At 51.8% G+C, this 15,270-nt stretch carries 19 protein-coding genes and 1 riboswitch; of the genes, 2 read left to right on the top strand and 17 right to left on the bottom strand.

Going from position 1 to position 15,270, the window contains the following annotated elements:
• Positions 1-43: 43 nt before the first annotated feature.
• From scpB to L1N82_RS02615, 7 genes are all read right to left on the bottom strand, one after another.
• Positions 44-649, bottom strand: coding sequence for an SMC-Scp complex subunit ScpB (gene scpB / locus L1N82_RS02645; RefSeq protein ID WP_328284416.1), 606 nt, complete (start codon positions 647-649; stop codon positions 44-46).
• On the bottom strand, positions 618-1,403 hold the full coding sequence (locus tag L1N82_RS02640; RefSeq protein WP_235285777.1) for a segregation and condensation protein A: 786 nt from the start codon (positions 1,401-1,403) through the stop codon (positions 618-620). Before L1N82_RS02640 ends, scpB begins: the two co-directional genes overlap by 32 nt.
• A 24-nt stretch (positions 1,404-1,427) precedes the next feature.
• Complete coding sequence (ribH, locus tag L1N82_RS02635; protein WP_235285776.1) at positions 1,428-1,898, bottom strand: 6,7-dimethyl-8-ribityllumazine synthase; 471 nt, start codon at positions 1,896-1,898, stop codon at positions 1,428-1,430.
• A gap of 42 nt (positions 1,899-1,940) precedes the next feature.
• On the bottom strand, positions 1,941-3,155 hold the full coding sequence (locus L1N82_RS02630; RefSeq protein ID WP_235285775.1) for a bifunctional 3,4-dihydroxy-2-butanone-4-phosphate synthase/GTP cyclohydrolase II: 1,215 nt from the start codon (positions 3,153-3,155) through the stop codon (positions 1,941-1,943).
• A gap of 30 nt (positions 3,156-3,185) precedes the next feature.
• Entirely contained in the window at positions 3,186-3,857 is a 672-nt protein-coding gene (gene ribE / locus L1N82_RS02625; protein ID WP_235285774.1) for a riboflavin synthase, read from the bottom strand.
• Positions 3,858-3,864: 7 nt separating this feature from the next.
• Positions 3,865-4,983, bottom strand: coding sequence for a bifunctional diaminohydroxyphosphoribosylaminopyrimidine deaminase/5-amino-6-(5-phosphoribosylamino)uracil reductase RibD (gene ribD / locus L1N82_RS02620; protein ID WP_235285773.1), 1,119 nt, complete (start codon positions 4,981-4,983; stop codon positions 3,865-3,867).
• 144 nt (positions 4,984-5,127) lie between these two features.
• Positions 5,128-5,316, bottom strand: a riboswitch (FMN riboswitch).
• 134 nt (positions 5,317-5,450) lie between these two features.
• Positions 5,451-5,882, bottom strand: a complete 432-nt coding sequence (locus L1N82_RS02615) for a peptidylprolyl isomerase (RefSeq protein ID WP_235285772.1) — start codon at positions 5,880-5,882, stop codon at positions 5,451-5,453.
• 161 nt (positions 5,883-6,043) lie between these two features.
• Between L1N82_RS02615 and L1N82_RS02610 the strand changes: the two genes are divergently transcribed.
• Together L1N82_RS02610 and L1N82_RS23095 are read left to right on the top strand one after the other, a co-directional pair.
• Positions 6,044-6,742 (top strand): hypothetical protein, encoded by a 699-nt coding sequence (locus L1N82_RS02610; protein WP_235285771.1) that lies wholly within the window; start codon positions 6,044-6,046, stop codon positions 6,740-6,742.
• Positions 6,743-6,819: 77 nt separating this feature from the next.
• Positions 6,820-6,948 carry a hypothetical protein gene (locus L1N82_RS23095; RefSeq protein WP_268821782.1) on the top strand — a complete coding sequence of 43 codons (129 nt, stop codon included), beginning with the start codon at positions 6,820-6,822 and terminating at the stop codon, positions 6,946-6,948.
• Between the two features lie 60 nt (positions 6,949-7,008).
• On the opposite strand, the gene lysA is transcribed toward L1N82_RS23095, so the two are convergent.
• The 10 genes from lysA to L1N82_RS02560 all read right to left on the bottom strand — a co-directional run bounded on the left by lysA (position 7,009) and on the right by L1N82_RS02560 (position 15,115).
• A complete protein-coding gene (gene lysA, locus L1N82_RS02605; protein WP_235285770.1) occupies positions 7,009-8,340 on the bottom strand; it encodes a diaminopimelate decarboxylase in 1,332 nt (443 codons plus the stop codon).
• A gap of 156 nt (positions 8,341-8,496) precedes the next feature.
• A complete protein-coding gene (locus L1N82_RS02600; protein WP_407946681.1) occupies positions 8,497-10,098 on the bottom strand; it encodes a spore germination protein in 1,602 nt (533 codons plus the stop codon).
• Positions 10,099-10,159: 61 nt separating this feature from the next.
• Positions 10,160-10,612, bottom strand: a complete 453-nt coding sequence (locus L1N82_RS02595; protein ID WP_235285768.1) for a stage V sporulation protein AB — start codon at positions 10,610-10,612, stop codon at positions 10,160-10,162.
• Entirely contained in the window at positions 10,581-11,222 is a 642-nt protein-coding gene (locus tag L1N82_RS02590; protein WP_235285767.1) for a stage V sporulation protein AA, read from the bottom strand. The genes L1N82_RS02595 and L1N82_RS02590 overlap by 32 nt, the downstream gene beginning before the upstream one ends.
• A gap of 142 nt (positions 11,223-11,364) precedes the next feature.
• Complete coding sequence (locus L1N82_RS02585; protein ID WP_235286146.1) at positions 11,365-11,595, bottom strand: hypothetical protein; 231 nt, start codon at positions 11,593-11,595, stop codon at positions 11,365-11,367.
• 323 nt (positions 11,596-11,918) lie between these two features.
• Positions 11,919-12,101 (bottom strand): hypothetical protein, encoded by a 183-nt coding sequence (locus L1N82_RS02580; RefSeq protein WP_235285766.1) that lies wholly within the window; start codon positions 12,099-12,101, stop codon positions 11,919-11,921.
• A 123-nt stretch (positions 12,102-12,224) separates the two neighbouring features.
• The gene (sigF, locus tag L1N82_RS02575) at positions 12,225-12,980 is read right to left on the bottom strand and encodes an RNA polymerase sporulation sigma factor SigF (protein WP_111149141.1); all 756 of its coding nucleotides are present in this window, start codon (positions 12,978-12,980) and stop codon (positions 12,225-12,227) included.
• A gap of 20 nt (positions 12,981-13,000) precedes the next feature.
• A complete protein-coding gene (gene spoIIAB / locus L1N82_RS02570) occupies positions 13,001-13,447 on the bottom strand; it encodes an anti-sigma F factor (protein ID WP_235285765.1) in 447 nt (148 codons plus the stop codon).
• Entirely contained in the window at positions 13,444-13,797 is a 354-nt protein-coding gene (gene spoIIAA / locus L1N82_RS02565; RefSeq protein ID WP_235285764.1) for an anti-sigma F factor antagonist, read from the bottom strand. The genes spoIIAB and spoIIAA overlap by 4 nt, the downstream gene beginning before the upstream one ends.
• Positions 13,798-13,936: 139 nt before the next feature.
• Entirely contained in the window at positions 13,937-15,115 is a 1,179-nt protein-coding gene (locus tag L1N82_RS02560) for a D-alanyl-D-alanine carboxypeptidase family protein (protein WP_235285763.1), read from the bottom strand.
• Between the last annotated feature and the right edge of the window lie 155 nt (positions 15,116-15,270).

Raw genomic sequence — 15,270 nt, 5'->3', positions numbered from 1 at the left:
TTGTCGGATATAGTATGACCTTGCGTACAAATCTCATGCCTTTTTAAGGCTCTTTTAATTCATCAATTGTAATTTGGACACTATCGAGCTTCTCGAACAGCATCTGGGTCTGTTCCTCAAGCAGCTCACTTTCATCGAACGATGCAGGCTCAGGCAGCGATTCCAGGCTGGATAAGCCGAAGTAATCCAAGAATGACTTGGTCGTGCCATAAAGAATAGGTCTCCCTATGGCATCCGCTCTCCCGACCTCTTCAATCAGGTCCTTGTTAACCAGTGACTGTAACGCCCGGTCACTCTTAACGCCGCGGATTTCTTCAATCTCCACACGTGTAATAGGCTGCCGGTAGGCAATGATGGACAGCGTCTCAAGAGCGGCCTGGGACAAGCTCTGCCTGCCGGGTGTAAAGGCCATGCGCTCAAAATAAGGCGCATGCTCGGGCAGTGTGGTGAAGCGGTAGGAGCCAGCTACCTCCGCGATTCTTAGGCCCCGCTTCCTGCGCTTCATCTCTGTCTTCATTTCCTGAATGGCATCCTTAATTACAGACGCGTCTTTATCTATAATATCTGCCAGCTGTCTGGCGCTAAGCCCTTCTTCACCTGCCATATACAGCAGGCCTTCAATAATCGACTTCAAGGTCGGAAAGTCCACCGTCTTCCGCTTCCCCTCTCCAATGAATCACGATGTCATCAAACAGTCTGTTCTGAAAGCACTGGATCTGCTTCATCTTCATAAGCTCAAGCAGAGCAAGGAAGGTTACAACGATCTCATGCCTGTCCATCTCCTGCCGGACCAGCTTGGAGAACCTTACCATCTCATGCCCCCGCAGCAGCTCGACGATATCGCGTATCCGGTCCTTGACCGATATTTCATCGCGTTTCACCGTGGACACCAAATTACGGCGGGTTGCCCTGCGCAGCGCCTTTTGAAAGGCCTGTATCAAATCAGATACATGCAAACCTTTCACCGGATTCTCCGGTACGGTTGGCAGGTAAGGCGTCAGATCCTCTGGCTCCTTCATAAAAATCAGACCGCTCTCGGCCTCCATTTCACGGAGCTGCTCGGCAATCAGCTTGAACTTCCGGTACTCAACCAGCTTCTGAATCAGTTCATCACGCGGATCAAGCCCGTCATCTGCCCAGTCGTCCATATAATCATCCTCTTCGATGACCGGCGGCCTCGGCAGAAGCTGCTTGCTCTTCATGGCCAGCAGGGTGGCGGCCATTACAAGAAATTCACTCGTCACCTCAAGCTCAAGCTGCTGCATGGCGCCAAGGTACTCCATATATTGGTCCGTGATTTCACTGATGGATATTTCATGGATATCGATCTCGGCCTTGTCAACCAAGTGGAGCAGCAGATCCAGCGGCCCTTCGAATGATTCCAGCTTGTAATGGACCGTCACTTACGTAACCTCCCGGAATGTATATTAGCTGTTCAAGGAACGGGTCAAGTTAGCCATCTCAATAGCTGTAACAGCCGCTTCCCAGCCCTTGTTCCCCGCTTTTGTGCCGGCCCGCTCAACTGCCTGCTCGATCGAGTCGGTCGTCAGGACGCCGAACACCGTTGGAACACCGGTTTTCAGATTAATAGCACTTACTCCCTTAGCAACCTCGCTGCAGACGTAGTCAAAGTGTGGAGTTGATCCGCGGATAACCGCTCCAAGCGTGACAACAGCATCATACTTGCCGCTCTCGGCCATCTTCTGGGCAATCAGCGGAATTTCAAATGCTCCGGGCACCCAGGCAACCTCCACTTCATTCTCTTCCGCTCCGTGACGCTTAAAGGCATCAAGCGCACCGCTCAGCAGCTTGCCTGTAATAAATTCATTGAACCGGCCGACTACAATACCATACTTTAACCCTTGCGAAACTAAATGTCCTTCATAATACTTCGTCATGTGCGATCATCCTTTTCTCTGTTATATAAATTCAAGCTAAGCTTAACTATTGAACTCAAGCATGTGTCCAAGCTTCGATTTCTTCGTATGCAAGTAGTTGGTGTTATCCTCATTCTCCTGCATCTGGATCGGAACGCGTTCAACGACTTCGATGCCGTATCCCTCAAGTCCCTTGATCTTGCGCGGATTGTTCGTGAGCAGACGCATTTTGCGTATGCCGAGATCCTTCAGTATCTGGGCGCCTATGCCATAATCGCGCAGATCAGGAGCAAATCCCAGTTTAATATTCGCGTCAACCGTGTCGAATCCCTGCTCTTGCAGCGCATATGCCTTCAATTTGTTAATCAGTCCAATCCCCCGGCCTTCCTGCCGCATGTACAGCAGAACACCATTGCCCGATTCGCTGATCTGACGCAAAGCCGCTTCAAGCTGCGGGCCGCAGTCACAGCGATGGGAATGGAAGACATCCCCTGTCAGGCATTCCGAATGTACCCGGACCAGCGCAGGGATGTTCTCATCGATCTGCCCTTTAACCAGCGCGACATGTTCTTTGCCATCCACTTCATTCGTGTAGGCTACCGCGCGGAAAACCCCGTAGTCGGTCGGCATCTTTACTTCTACGACGCGCTCAACCAGTTTTTCCTTGTCATTGCGGTACCGGATCAGGTCCTGGATAGAAATCAGCTTTAAATCATGCTTGCTGCGGAACTTCTCAAGATCCGGGAGGCGCGCCATGGTCCCGTCTTCATTAATAATCTCGCAGATCACCGCAGCCGGATAAGAGCCGCACATTTTTGCAAGATCAATGGCAGCCTCAGTATGGCCTGCACGCCGCAGAACGCCGCCCTTCTTGGCAATCAGCGGGAAAATGTGGCCAGGTCTGCGAAAATCGCTCGGCCGGGTCTGCGGATCAATCAGCGCTTTTACCGACTGGGACCGCTCATAAGCGGAAATCCCTGTGGAGGTGCTGATGTGGTCAACCGATACCGTAAAAGCAGTTCCATGAAAATCGGTGTTATGCGAAACCATCGGCGGGAGGTCAAGCTCCTCCGCGCGTTCTGCTGTGATAGGCACACAAACCAGCCCGCGCGCTTCGGTAATCATGAAATTAATAATTTCGGGGGTAGCCTTATCGGCCAGTGCGATCAGATCCCCCTCATTTTCCCGATCTTCATCATCAACAACGATCACGGCTTTGCCCAGCATCAGATCATAAATGGCGTCTTCTATCTTGTCAAACCGCGTATCCTCAATCATCAACTTATCCTCCATTCCTGATTGCACACATTACATAAAACCATGCTCGGTTAAAAAGGAGGCGGTTAGCCGGCTCTTGGCCGCTGGCTGCTCTCCTGCTTCCGTTCTCGGCCCGAAGCGGAGCAGATGCTCAACATATTTGCCTAAAATATCGCACTCAATATTGACGGTGGCTCCTGGCTGCTTATGATAGAGCGCTGTTTCCTTCAAGGTGTGCGGAATGATAGAGACGGTGAACCCGTCCTCTGCGAGCTCCGCTACGGTCAGGCTGATCCCGTCCACCGTGATGGAGCCATGATTGACGATATAGCGCATCAATGATGATTCCGCGAGACGAAAGGTAAACCGCACAGCATTTCCCTCTGTCTGCCTGCTAACCAGCAGTGCTATGCCATCGGCGTGGCCTTGAACGATATGCCCGCCAAATCTTCCATTCGCTGCCATTGCCCGCTCTAGATTGACAGGATCACCCGGCTTTAGGTCTTTCAGATTCGTGTGACGGTATGTCTGCGGTGTAACATCCATTGTAAAGCTGCGGCTGGTAAAGGAGGTTACTGTGAGACACACGCCATTAATTGCGATGCTGTCGCCGAGCGCAACGCCCTCCAATACCTTATCAGCCGATATATCGAGCACCATGGCCTCTCCCTGCCTGTTAACCCCGCGAAGGCTTCCGACTTCTTCGATTAATCCAGTAAACACGTTCCTGTCACTCCTTCCTGCCGCTGTAATCCGGGTATCCCGTTATGGCAATATCATCTCCGTACTGCTGCACTTCCACGCCGCGCAGCTGAAGAGCATCCGCCATCCGATCTGCTCCTTCATAATCGAAGCTTCCGGGTGCCAGCTGGCCCCCGCCGATAATCTTGGGAGCGAAGAAGAGTACCAGCTTGTCTACAAGTCCCGCCTGCAGCATGGAGCCGTTAAGACGCCCGCCCCCTTCCAGCAGGATGGAGGAAATCTCCTTCTTGCCAAGCCTCTGCATGGCATAGTGCAGATCAACCGCTGTCCCGTCACCGCATTCGATAACGTCAACTCCCCGCGCCGCAAGCTGCGACTTGCGCTCAGAATCTGCGCCTGCCGTTGTCAGCACAATCGTAGGAGCCTCTCCATCCGTATACAGCTTGGCATCAAGGGGAACTCTCAGCGATGCGTCCACAAGGATGCGCGTGGGATTCAGGCCTGGAACAGGCAGACGCGTGGTCAAGGACGGATTGTCTGCGGCAGCTGTACCGGCCCCTACCATAATCGCCTGGTGCTGATGCCGGAGGGTATGTACCGCCATTCTGGCCTGCTCACCTGTGATCCACTTGCTGTCGCCGCTTCTGGCTGCGATCTTGCCGTCCAGCGTGCTTGCTGTTTTCAAGGTAACGAACGGCATACGGGTGACGATGTATTTCTCAAAGGCTTCATTCAGCTTCCTCGACTCATCCGCCATTACACCGGCAGTCACTTCAATACCCGCCTCACGCAGCTTGGCGATTCCGCGCCCAGACACCGCCGGGTTCGGATCCAATGCCGCTACTACTACCCGTGATGCCTGGGAAGCTATGACCCTGTCGGCGCACGGAGGAGTTTTTCCATAATGGCTGCAAGGCTCCAAGGTCACATAAACAGTTGATCCAGCTGCTTCATCGCCAGCCATATTCAGAGCATGTACCTCGGCATGCCCGCCGCCCCTCTGTAAATGCGTGCCGAGGCCGACGATTCTCCCCTCCTTCACGACCACGCAGCCGACCACCGGATTGATTCCCGTCTGGCCGGATGCGCGGAAGGCCATGTCCAGCGCCAGACGCATATAAAATTCATCATTCATCTGTTCGATCATTACAAAAACCCCCGAAGACTATTCTTCGGGGGTTGGACGTTAACAGAGCTGCATGCAGCGGCATCCTCAAAAAAGCCTGCACCGCTTGTGAAAAAAATAACAAGGCGGGCGGACTTACACGCAGACGTGTCTAGCCGCTGATCACACTCTCTTCTCCCATCCAGACTATACTGTCGGTCCCGGAATTGCACCAGGTCCACCGGACCGCCAAGGCAAGCTGCCTCTTACAAGCTGCGGTACGGGTCACGGACTGACTTATCAAGGCGAGGAACTGGTCCTCTTCCTGATAGGATCACCGCCGGTTGGGAATTTCACCCTGCCCCGAAGAAAGCTAATCTATTCAATTGGATTACGTTGATTGAAATAGTACCACCGTGTGTTAAAAAAAGCAACCATTTTCCTCCTTGTGCTGCCATATGCACAAAGAAAGCAGCATCCTCTTCCGGATGCTGCCTTGTCCATAACTATTAGACTTCCACTACCTCAACGCTCTCCATCTTGTCGCCGCCTTGGAACGCATCGATATGCTCCATTCCCTTGGTTACCTTGCCAAACACGGTATGCTGGCCATCCAGATGAGGCTGAGGCTGGTAGCAGACATAGAACTGGCTGCCGCCGGTATTACGGCCTGCATGCGCCATTGCAAGCGATCCGCGCTCATGCTTGTTCGGGTTGATTTCACAATTGATGGTGTAGCCAGGACCGCCTGTTCCTGTTCCGTTCGGGCAGCCGCCTTGAGCCACAAAGCCCGGAATAACACGATGGAAGTTAAGGCCGTTATAGAAGCCGGAATTCGCCAGCTTCTCGAAATTTGCTACCGTATTCGGTGCATCCTGTTCGAACAGATCAATGACGATGTCTGCTCCGTTTGCCATTTTGATTTTTGCTTGCTTAGCCATATACGAATGGTCAACTCCTTGGCATTTTTTCTCATGATACTATAAATGGGACGAGACTGCAAAAGCCTTCCCAATCTGCCATGCTGTTATACGGCCCGGCTGTTGCTTGCACGGTCATCTAAAAAATGGATATAATACCAGGTAAAGAGAGGTGAGGTCTCATGAATATGAACTGGAGATCCCTGCTGTGCCATGATAAACCGCCGCTTGTATGCAGCGCCCGGTATCTGAAGCTCGCTATGGTGCTGGCCGGATTGCTAATTCTGCTTCGCATTCCGATGCTAAGCGGCTTAACTGTCGCCGAGCAGCTTGTAACCAGCGCCGGTCTCCCGATCTACAGCAATATGGAGCAGCACACAGGCCTGCATTATGTGAATATTGTTCTAATCCTCATTTTGTTTACCAGCATATCGCTGCTGGCCAACAGCCTTAACCGCCACCGGTTCATCTCTATTATTCTACTATGCCTTATTATGCAGGCTGTACCCGGCTTGCTCTTCACCGCCTATCAGAGCACACTTGCGAGCGGGGTTCACGCCTTAATGAACAACGCACCTGCAGAGTGCAGGCTCAAGAAGACAGATGGAGACCTGCGCGGAAATTGCAGCTTGGTATTGACCAATTACAGCAGCCGGGAGGTGACGGTGACACCGGTCATTCGCTTGAAAGAATTGTCAGATGGTAATCAGCGGTACACATTTAAAAAGAGTACAATTACGATTGAGGCACGTTCCAGCCGCTCCTACACATTTGATATCAGGCTAGAGCCAGACGGTAACGATACGAGGCAAAATGGATATTATATTCGCACCCCAGCAATTGAACTTCATGACGGACAGCGCTCGCGAATATTCAGCTAACTCGCAGTTATACCATGCACTGAGCATAGAATTCTGGATGCCGGGAAGACGAAATTCAGGTGAAGGAGAAGCCTAATATGAGAGAATCATTCAGCTCGCCGGATAAATGGATTGGAATCGGGTTTATAACGTTTGCTGCATTGTTCGTGATAACCGGAGTCCTGCTGCTTGCCGCTCTCCAGACCGGTTATATCCGTTTGAACTAATAGAAAGGGCTGAACCAGCCGCTATAATGCGGGGTTCAGCCCTTTCTTACTTCTACTGCCTTATTGCGCCGATGAAGCCTTGCGCAGACGTGCTGGCAGCACATCATTGCCGACAATATCGTCGAGCGATTCACGCTTAACAGCCAGATCAGCTTCGCCGTCCTTGACAAATACGACAGCCGGCTTGCGAATGCGGTTATAGTTGCTTGCCATGGCATAGTTATATGCGCCGGTACAGAAAACAGCCAGCAGGTCGCCGGTTTGCACCTTCGGCAGTTCCAGATCCCAAATCAGCATATCGCCGCTCTCGCAGCATTTGCCAGCAACCGATACCGTCTCTTCAAGAGGCTCGTTGGCACGGTTGGCCAGCACAGCCTCATATTTCGACTGGTAAAGCGCCGGACGCGGGTTGTCGGTCATGCCGCCGTCAACGGCAACATACTTGCGTACGCCTGGAATTTCTTTAGACGTACCGACCGTGTACAGGGTTGTGCCCGCATCGCCTACGATGCTGCGGCCCGGCTCTACCCAAATCTCAGGCAGCGGATACTCTGCCTTGGTGAAGTGGCTGATAATCGCATCGGTGATCGCCTTCACATATTCTGCAACCGGAAGCGGAGAATCCTCGGAGGTGTAGCGTATACCGAAACCGCCGCCCAGGTTAATAACCTGGAAAGTCATGTCCAGCTCGTTGCGGACTTGTACAGCAAAGGCGGACACCTTGTCCACTGCCATGCGGAAGCCTTCCACTTCAAAGATCTGAGAACCGATGTGTGAATGAACACCCAGCACATTCAGGTTAGCCAGTTCTTTGGCCTGCTTCAGTGCTTCATATGCAGCACCGTTGCCCAGATCAAAGCCGAACTTCGAATCCTGCTGTCCAGTGGAGATATAGTCATGCGTATGAGCTTCTACGCCAGGCGTAATCCGAAGCAGGACATTTACCTTCATGCCTTTGTCAGCAGCCAGCGCGTTCAGCAGGTGAAGCTCGACAAAGTTATCGACAACGAAACACCCGATACCGGCATCCAGCGCCATGTTGATCTCATCCGGGGTCTTGTTGTTGCCATGGAAGTGAATGCGATGTGCCGGGAATCCGGCCTGCAGCGCCGTATACAGCTCGCCGTCAGATACGACGTCAAGAGACATATCCTCCTGCTCCGCAATTGCGCACATAGCCTTAACGCAGAACGCCTTGCTCGCGTAAGCTACCTGAAACTTCAAACCCGAGGCGCGAAAGGCCTCCACATACTCTCTTGCGCGCTGACGGACAAGCTCCTCGTCAACGATATATAGCGGCGTGCCGAACTCAGCAGCCAAATCCTTCACATCACAGCCGCCAATCTCAAGATGACCGGCTGCGTTAATTTTGCTGGTGCCATGCAAGTACATATATTTTCCCCTCTGCTTTCTGCATAAAGCCCAAATTGATTTGCATCATTTGCACTTAAGTATAACGCATAATCGCCGACGGAGAAATGGATAAATCAGCAAATCATTTGTACTTTCCGTCTATTGCCAAAGGCTCCTGCTGCTGTCATGGCAACATCATTTCGGTCTGTACAGCACCGTTCGTTTCCGCTGCTTAAGGAACGGGCGCCTGACGATTAACTCGCCGAGCGCTCTGCGGTTGAATGGGATAAACGGCCACAGATAGGGCCGATTGAAGGAGCGCTCGACCGCCAGCAAAACAATAAGCAGCGTACAGCCGAGCATGAATCCCGGAATCCGGAATGCCGCAACGAGTATGAGCAGGACCAGCCTGACAATCCGGTTGGCGAGACCCAGCTCATAGCTTGGCGTTGCAAACATACCAATGGCCGCTACAGCCATGTACAAGATAACCTCATTAATGAACAAGCCTGTCTTGACAGCGATGTCACCAATCAGGATCGCAGAGATCAGCGACATGGCTGTGGCCAGCGGTGTTGGCGTATGGACTGCAGCCATCCTCAGCAGGTCGACGCCTATTTCAACAAGCAGGAACTGAAGCAGCAGCGGGATTCTACCCGCATCGGTCGGACCGATGAACCCCAGGGCCGGCGGCAGTAGGTTCTCCTCTACAACAAGCAGAAACCACAAAGGAAGCAGGAACATCGAAGCCAGAATGCCGGCAAATCTGACCCATCTCAGATAGGTCCCAATGAATGGCGTCTGCCGGTCCTCCTCCGCATGCTGGGCCATTTCGAAAAAGGTCGTGGGCAGCAGCATCACGCTTGGACTGGTATCCACAAATACGGCGACGTTGCCTGAGAGCAGCTGCGCCGCAACCACATCTGGGCGCTCGGAGTACCGGACCAGCGGATATGGGTTCCAGCCGCGTTTGACAGTCGCCTCCTCAAGCTGCTTGTCAGCAAGTGGTATTCCCTCAACCTCCACCGCATTAATTTTTTCTCTGACCGCATCAACCAGCTTGAGATCCGCAACATCGTCTAGGTAAGCGATACATACATCCGTCTGGGTACGTCTGCCGACCTTGACCATCTCGTAGCGGAGGTGCCTGTCTCTGAGCCGGCGCCGTACGAGCGATATATTGGTCATCAGCGTCTCCACGAATCCGTCCCTGCTGCCCCGGACGACACGCTCTAATGTCGGCTCCTCCGGCGTCCGTCCCGGGTAGCTCTTTGCGTCAATGACGAGTACGGCCTGTTCCTTCTCAATGAATAAAGCCGAGCTGCCCGCGAGAACCGAGTCCAGCATTTTATCCTGCTTCGTCACCTTCACCACCTGTATGGCGGGGATATACATCTCTAGGAAGGACTGGACCGCATCGGATGAAACTTGTTCAGGCTGCAGATAGGTGAGGCGTTTCAGCACCTCTGTTAGAATCGTATCCTTTGCAAAACCATTCATGAAGAACAGGGCCGTCTTGCGATCACCGAAGGTCATCTCCCGGATGACGACGTCGAAGCTCGCTCCCAGCCCGACCTGATTCTTCAGCAGTGTCCGGAAATCCTCAAGACTTGACGGTATGCTGAGGTCATCCTGCTTTTGCTTGCTCTTCTTGGCCGGCGGCTGCATGCGAACGCGATGCTGACGGATGATCAGCGTCTCTGGAGTGCCTGTAGATGCATGCTTGTCCGGCTCCTGCGGCGGAATACCATTCACCGGTTTGTCATTCTCATGCTCACGCCCTTGTCCATCCTGCATATCTGCCATATGTACCCCTCCATCTGTACCGTATTAAACTTTCTGTCACCAAGTCTGCAGGCTACCACTGATATATCAGCCAGTCGAACAGAGAACCCGCTGTTTTGCCAAGCACCATTGCCATGACCAGACCAAGCATATACTTGGATAAATGAAGACGTTTTGCCATGATTGGCAGCACATTGACCACTTCCGTCAGCGCTGCTGCCAGCATCCCGACGAACATGCCGTCCAGCAGACCAACCAGCATTAACGGGTAAGTTGGCGGCAGTCCGGCTTTCCAGTCAAAAAAATCAGCAAGGGACCAGAAGACAGAACCGAGAACGATGGCTGTTTCAAACCAGACCGCATGCCGATATGCCCTGGCAAGCTGTGCAAGCCGCGGAATCAAATCCAGTATAACGAGCAAAGCGACCATACCGCTGCCTACAGCTACCCCTCCCGAGAGACCGATAAAAAGTACTGCGGCTCGTGAAATAAGCTCATTCATCTGCTCTGCTCCGGTCGTCCCCATTCATCTTGCCCATCTCATCGGCGATCACGTATGCATTTACATTCTCCTGATAGGTGTAAAGCTCAACCTCAAGCGGACTTGGCTCCTCATTAAACCGTTTGCGGAAAATATGGTTGAAGAACAGGGACATGCCAAGACCGATCCCAACTGAATAGGGGATCTGAAACCACAGCGGATGGGTGTCTGCAGAACCGGTGATAAGCTCGGTAATCCGCACATGCACCTCCCGCATGCTGACATCCGCATGGAAATTCATGATAGCCAGACCGGCGCCGAAGAACAGAAGCAGCCATGCGAGCAGAAGCACTGTAATCCGCGGCTTGATGGCCTTCATATCGATCATGACGAGAACCTGGGGATCACCGTAGTATTCAACTGCCAGCCCTGGCTTAACGGTGTGAATAAGTCGGATAATGTGCAGCATATCAATTACCACACGATTACCGTCTTCGGGCTTATGGCGATAGATTTCGAGACCAGCGAGCTGCTTCTCCACTCCCGCTTCGGACAGCATTCTGGATACCGATCCAAGCTTTACCTGCTCACCGGGACTAATTGCAATCCGCTTGCGAAGCCTTACGTATAAGGTTGCGTCTGGCGCAGCTGCCATACAGCATCATTCCTTGGTGTCTTTTTCCCTTTTAGTATGAGATGGGAAGTTCAGATATAATCATTTTCCAGCAGGTAATATAAGGAAAGGGCTGCCTGAACCGAAATTTACATTTCGACCAGACAGCCCTCTATATAATTATTCAGCTTAACACACCAACCTGCATCTGCCCGGTACGAACCAGAAAGTAATAATGCTTGCGGCAGTAGCCCCTCGCAACCGACGGCTCCTCACAGCCGCTCCGCATACATAACGGCTTAGGCGGCCTGCTGTAATTTATGTCGCCGTGTCTGCGCATCCGCTGATGATGCATGGCACACAACCCTTTGGCCTTCACCGTCTTACAGCATCCTTCCGCCCTGCAGATATCCATATTCAACTGGTCCCTCCTGTTAATTGGCAAATTTCATAACTTTAAACCCATTTCGTTCTAACATTCGGTTCCCAATCCCAACCGGGTGAGTTAACCTCATTATGGGGCCTTATTGTTATAAAAATATCGTCTTAATTGTTAGGAAAGTGTCAGTTATCTAAATATGTCAGTATCACCAGGGAATAGACATATAGCATCACTCCAGAGCTTATTGCTACGGGGAGCGCAAAAGTAATTATACACGCTGCCGAGGCAGAAAGGGTATACAATAATTTACATAAAAAAACAGCCCGTTATTGATAACGAACCGTTCTCTACTGATCCTATTTGACTCCATTCGAGTCCTGCTCTGTGTGCAGCTTTTTATAATTGATATCCATCAAGACACCTATCAAACCAGCTAGCAAAATCGTATATCCGTAGATATTCGCATCCCCAAATAGCACATGATATAAGCCAAAGCCCGTGGTGGCATAACCAAGTGAAGCAATCAAAATTCTCTTCATGTTATTTACCTCCCATTAATTCTTCCCCTACTATAAGAACACAACAGTCAAGATGCTGTCAAGATATGTAAGAGACTTGAAGAGCCGGATCCAAGCTCGAGCGTAGCACAAAAAAAGACCGCGCTACTGCGCGATCTGTTCCCGAATTGTCTGCAATATCTTTTTCTCCAGCCTGGACACTTGTACCTGGGATATTCCGAGTCTGCTCGCTACCTCTGACTGTGTCTGGTCACGGTAATACCTGAGATAGACAATCAGCCGCTCCCGCTCGGACAAGGTTTCAATGGCCTCGCTCAGTGTCAGCTTGTCAAACCATTTTTCCTGACTGTCATCCGCAATCTGGTCCATCAGCGTAATCGGGTCGCCGTCATTCTCAAACACTGTCTCATGGATGGAAGCAGGCGGCTTGTTAGCCTCCTGAGCGAATACAACGTCCTCCGGACTGATTCCAAGATGCTCTGCAACCTCACCGATCGTCGGCTGACGGCCCAGCACCTTGGACAGCTCGTCCTTGGTCTTGCGGACCTTATTGGCCAGCTCCTTCAGCGACCGGCTTACCTTGAGCGTCCCATCATCCCGCAGGAAGCGCTGGATTTCTCCGATAATCATAGGCACAGCATACGTTGAAAACTTCACATCGTAGGACAGGTCAAATTTATCCACCGATTTCAACAGCCCGATACAACCGATCTGGAACAGATCCTCAGGCTCATAGCCACGATTCATGAAGCGCTGGACAACCGACCACACAAGACGGATATTACAGTTTACAAGCGTATCTCTGGCACTGGTCTCCCCAGTCTGGCTCAAGGCGATCAGCCTTTTAACTTCCGCGTCATCCAAAAACGGCTGCGTGTTCTGTTTCAAATCGACTTCCATGAGGCCCAACCCCTATGCGCTTAATTAAAAAGCGCCTTTTTCGATTCGATGCGCTTGGTCATCACGATCTGCGTGCCGGTTCCCTGCTCGCTCACGACTTCAAAGTGATCCATGAAATTTTCCATTATCGTAAACCCCATACCGGAGCGTTCCAGCTCAGGCTTGGACGTATACAGCGGCTGGCGGGCCAGTTCGAGATCTTCAATACCGCCGCCGCTGTCCTTAACGGCAATGGATACCGTATCGCCTTCAATCGCTGCTTCAATCGTCACGACACCCGCAGGATCACTGTTATAGCCGTGAATTATCGCGTTGGTCACAGCCTCCGACACCACAGTCTTCAGATCATTCAATTCCTCCATTGTCGGGTCAAGCTGGGATACGAAGGCGGCAACGGCAATCCGGGCAAATGCTTCATTCTCTGAGCGGCTGGCAAATGTTAAGGTCATATGATTGGATCCGTTCATGATACGACCTCCAGACTGGTCAGCGCTGAGCGCTCGTTATCGTGTATTGTCAAAATCTTAAACAGCCCCGACAGTTCAAAAAGGCGGTGGACAGCAGGGTTAACATCGCACACAACCATCTTGCCCCCGCGGGATTTGAGCAGCTTATAGCGGCCCAGTATAACACCAAGCCCCGAGCTGTCCATAAACACCAGATCCTTCAAGCTTAAAATCACATGATCGCTGCTTCCCCGGAGAATCGCTTCCTCCATCTGCTGCCTGACACTGTCAGCCGTATGATGATCGAGCTCGCCCTTCAGCCGGACGATCAGCACGTTGCGGTAGTGTTCCAGTTCAACCTGCAAACGCATAATTCTGTTCACTCCTCCCCTTGGATAGAACAGAGATTTCTACGTTTTGCCTGCCCTTTCCTGCCTCCCGACAAAACTAGAAGAAGGTTGCTACCAGGTGACAAGAAACGCTATGCCCGCTTCTGTTAACAACCTTAGATTAGGTGAACAGCTCGGTACAGGTACGCTTGAAGAGAGTCCACCAGCCGGCCTTCTCCACAGACTGCGGCGCTTCAACCGCGAATTCCGTCAGCACACTGTCCCCTTGAAATACAATAAGCTTGCCTATTGGCTGGCCAATCTTGATTGGCGCGGAAAGATTACCGTCAAGCCGCAGCTCGTGCCGTATGTCCTCGGCTTTTGAACCCTTCTTAATCAGGATGCTGTATGGATGCTTGGCGACCAGCTTAAGCTCAGCAACTGAACCTTTGGCAATAGGGACAGTGCCGATTTCATCGCCCTTCTTCAGGATCGGCAGATTCGAATACTGTGCAAACGCATAGTCAAACATCTGCGATACCTCTGCATTGCGGGTCTTGGTATTGGGTTCACCCATAACAACGGCAATGATGCGGAACTGATCGCGCATGGCAGTTGCGGTCAGACAGAATTTGGCTTCATTGGTATAGCCGGTCTTTAAACCATCAGCACCACTGTAGAACCGGACCAGCTTATTCGTGTTCACGAGCCAGAACGGCTTTTCCGAATCCTTGCGCAGGTAATCCTGATATAAGCCCGTATATTTCGTTATCTCGCTGTGCTTCAACAGCTCCCTCGACATGACGGCGATATCATGAGCAGAGGAATAATGATTTTCAGCCGGCAGCCCATTCGCGTTCGCGAATTGTGTGTTCTTCAACCCCAGCTGCGCTGCCTTCTCATTCATCAGCCGTACAAACTCCTGCTCGGTGCCGGCCAGCTTCTCTGCCATTGCTACCGAAGCATCATTCCCAGAAGCAAGCGCAATGCCTTTCAACATATCATTGACCGTCATTTCCTCGCCCGGCTCAAGAAAAATCTGCGACCCGCCCATCGAAGCCGCATATTCGCTGGTAGCTACCTTGTCAGTCAGCTTGATTCGTCCTTCATCCAGCGCTTCCATTACAAGAATCATTGTCATAACCTTCGTTATGCTGGCCGGAGGCAGCTTATCGTGGCTATTCTTCTCGTATATGATGGTGCCGCTGTCAGCGTCCATCAATATGGCTGATTTAGCCGACGGGGCAAGATCTGCTCCTCCAGCGCTTGGTGGCTTTGGCGCTTCCTCTGCCGACACAGCAGCAGGTATGGCAACCATAGCAGCCAGCAGCAGCACAATCGCTGACTTCACTCTCTTCATCGTACAGTCCCCTCCTGGTAAGTTGCGGCGGAACATCCGCAATTTGGCTATCGTTCTCCTTTTCCATTATCGACCAGCTTAGCTTGAAATATTCCATTCCTATTTGGAAAAAGAAGAGGCACTCCCGTAAGTCATCGCAATGACCAGGAGTGCCC

It is taken from the genome of Paenibacillus tarimensis (assembly GCF_021532315.1).
GTDB lineage: Bacteria > Bacillota > Bacilli > Paenibacillales > Paenibacillaceae > Paenibacillus_I > Paenibacillus_I tarimensis.
The sequence above is the reverse complement of the archived record's forward strand: the minus strand, read 5'-3'. Positions and strand labels throughout refer to the sequence as shown.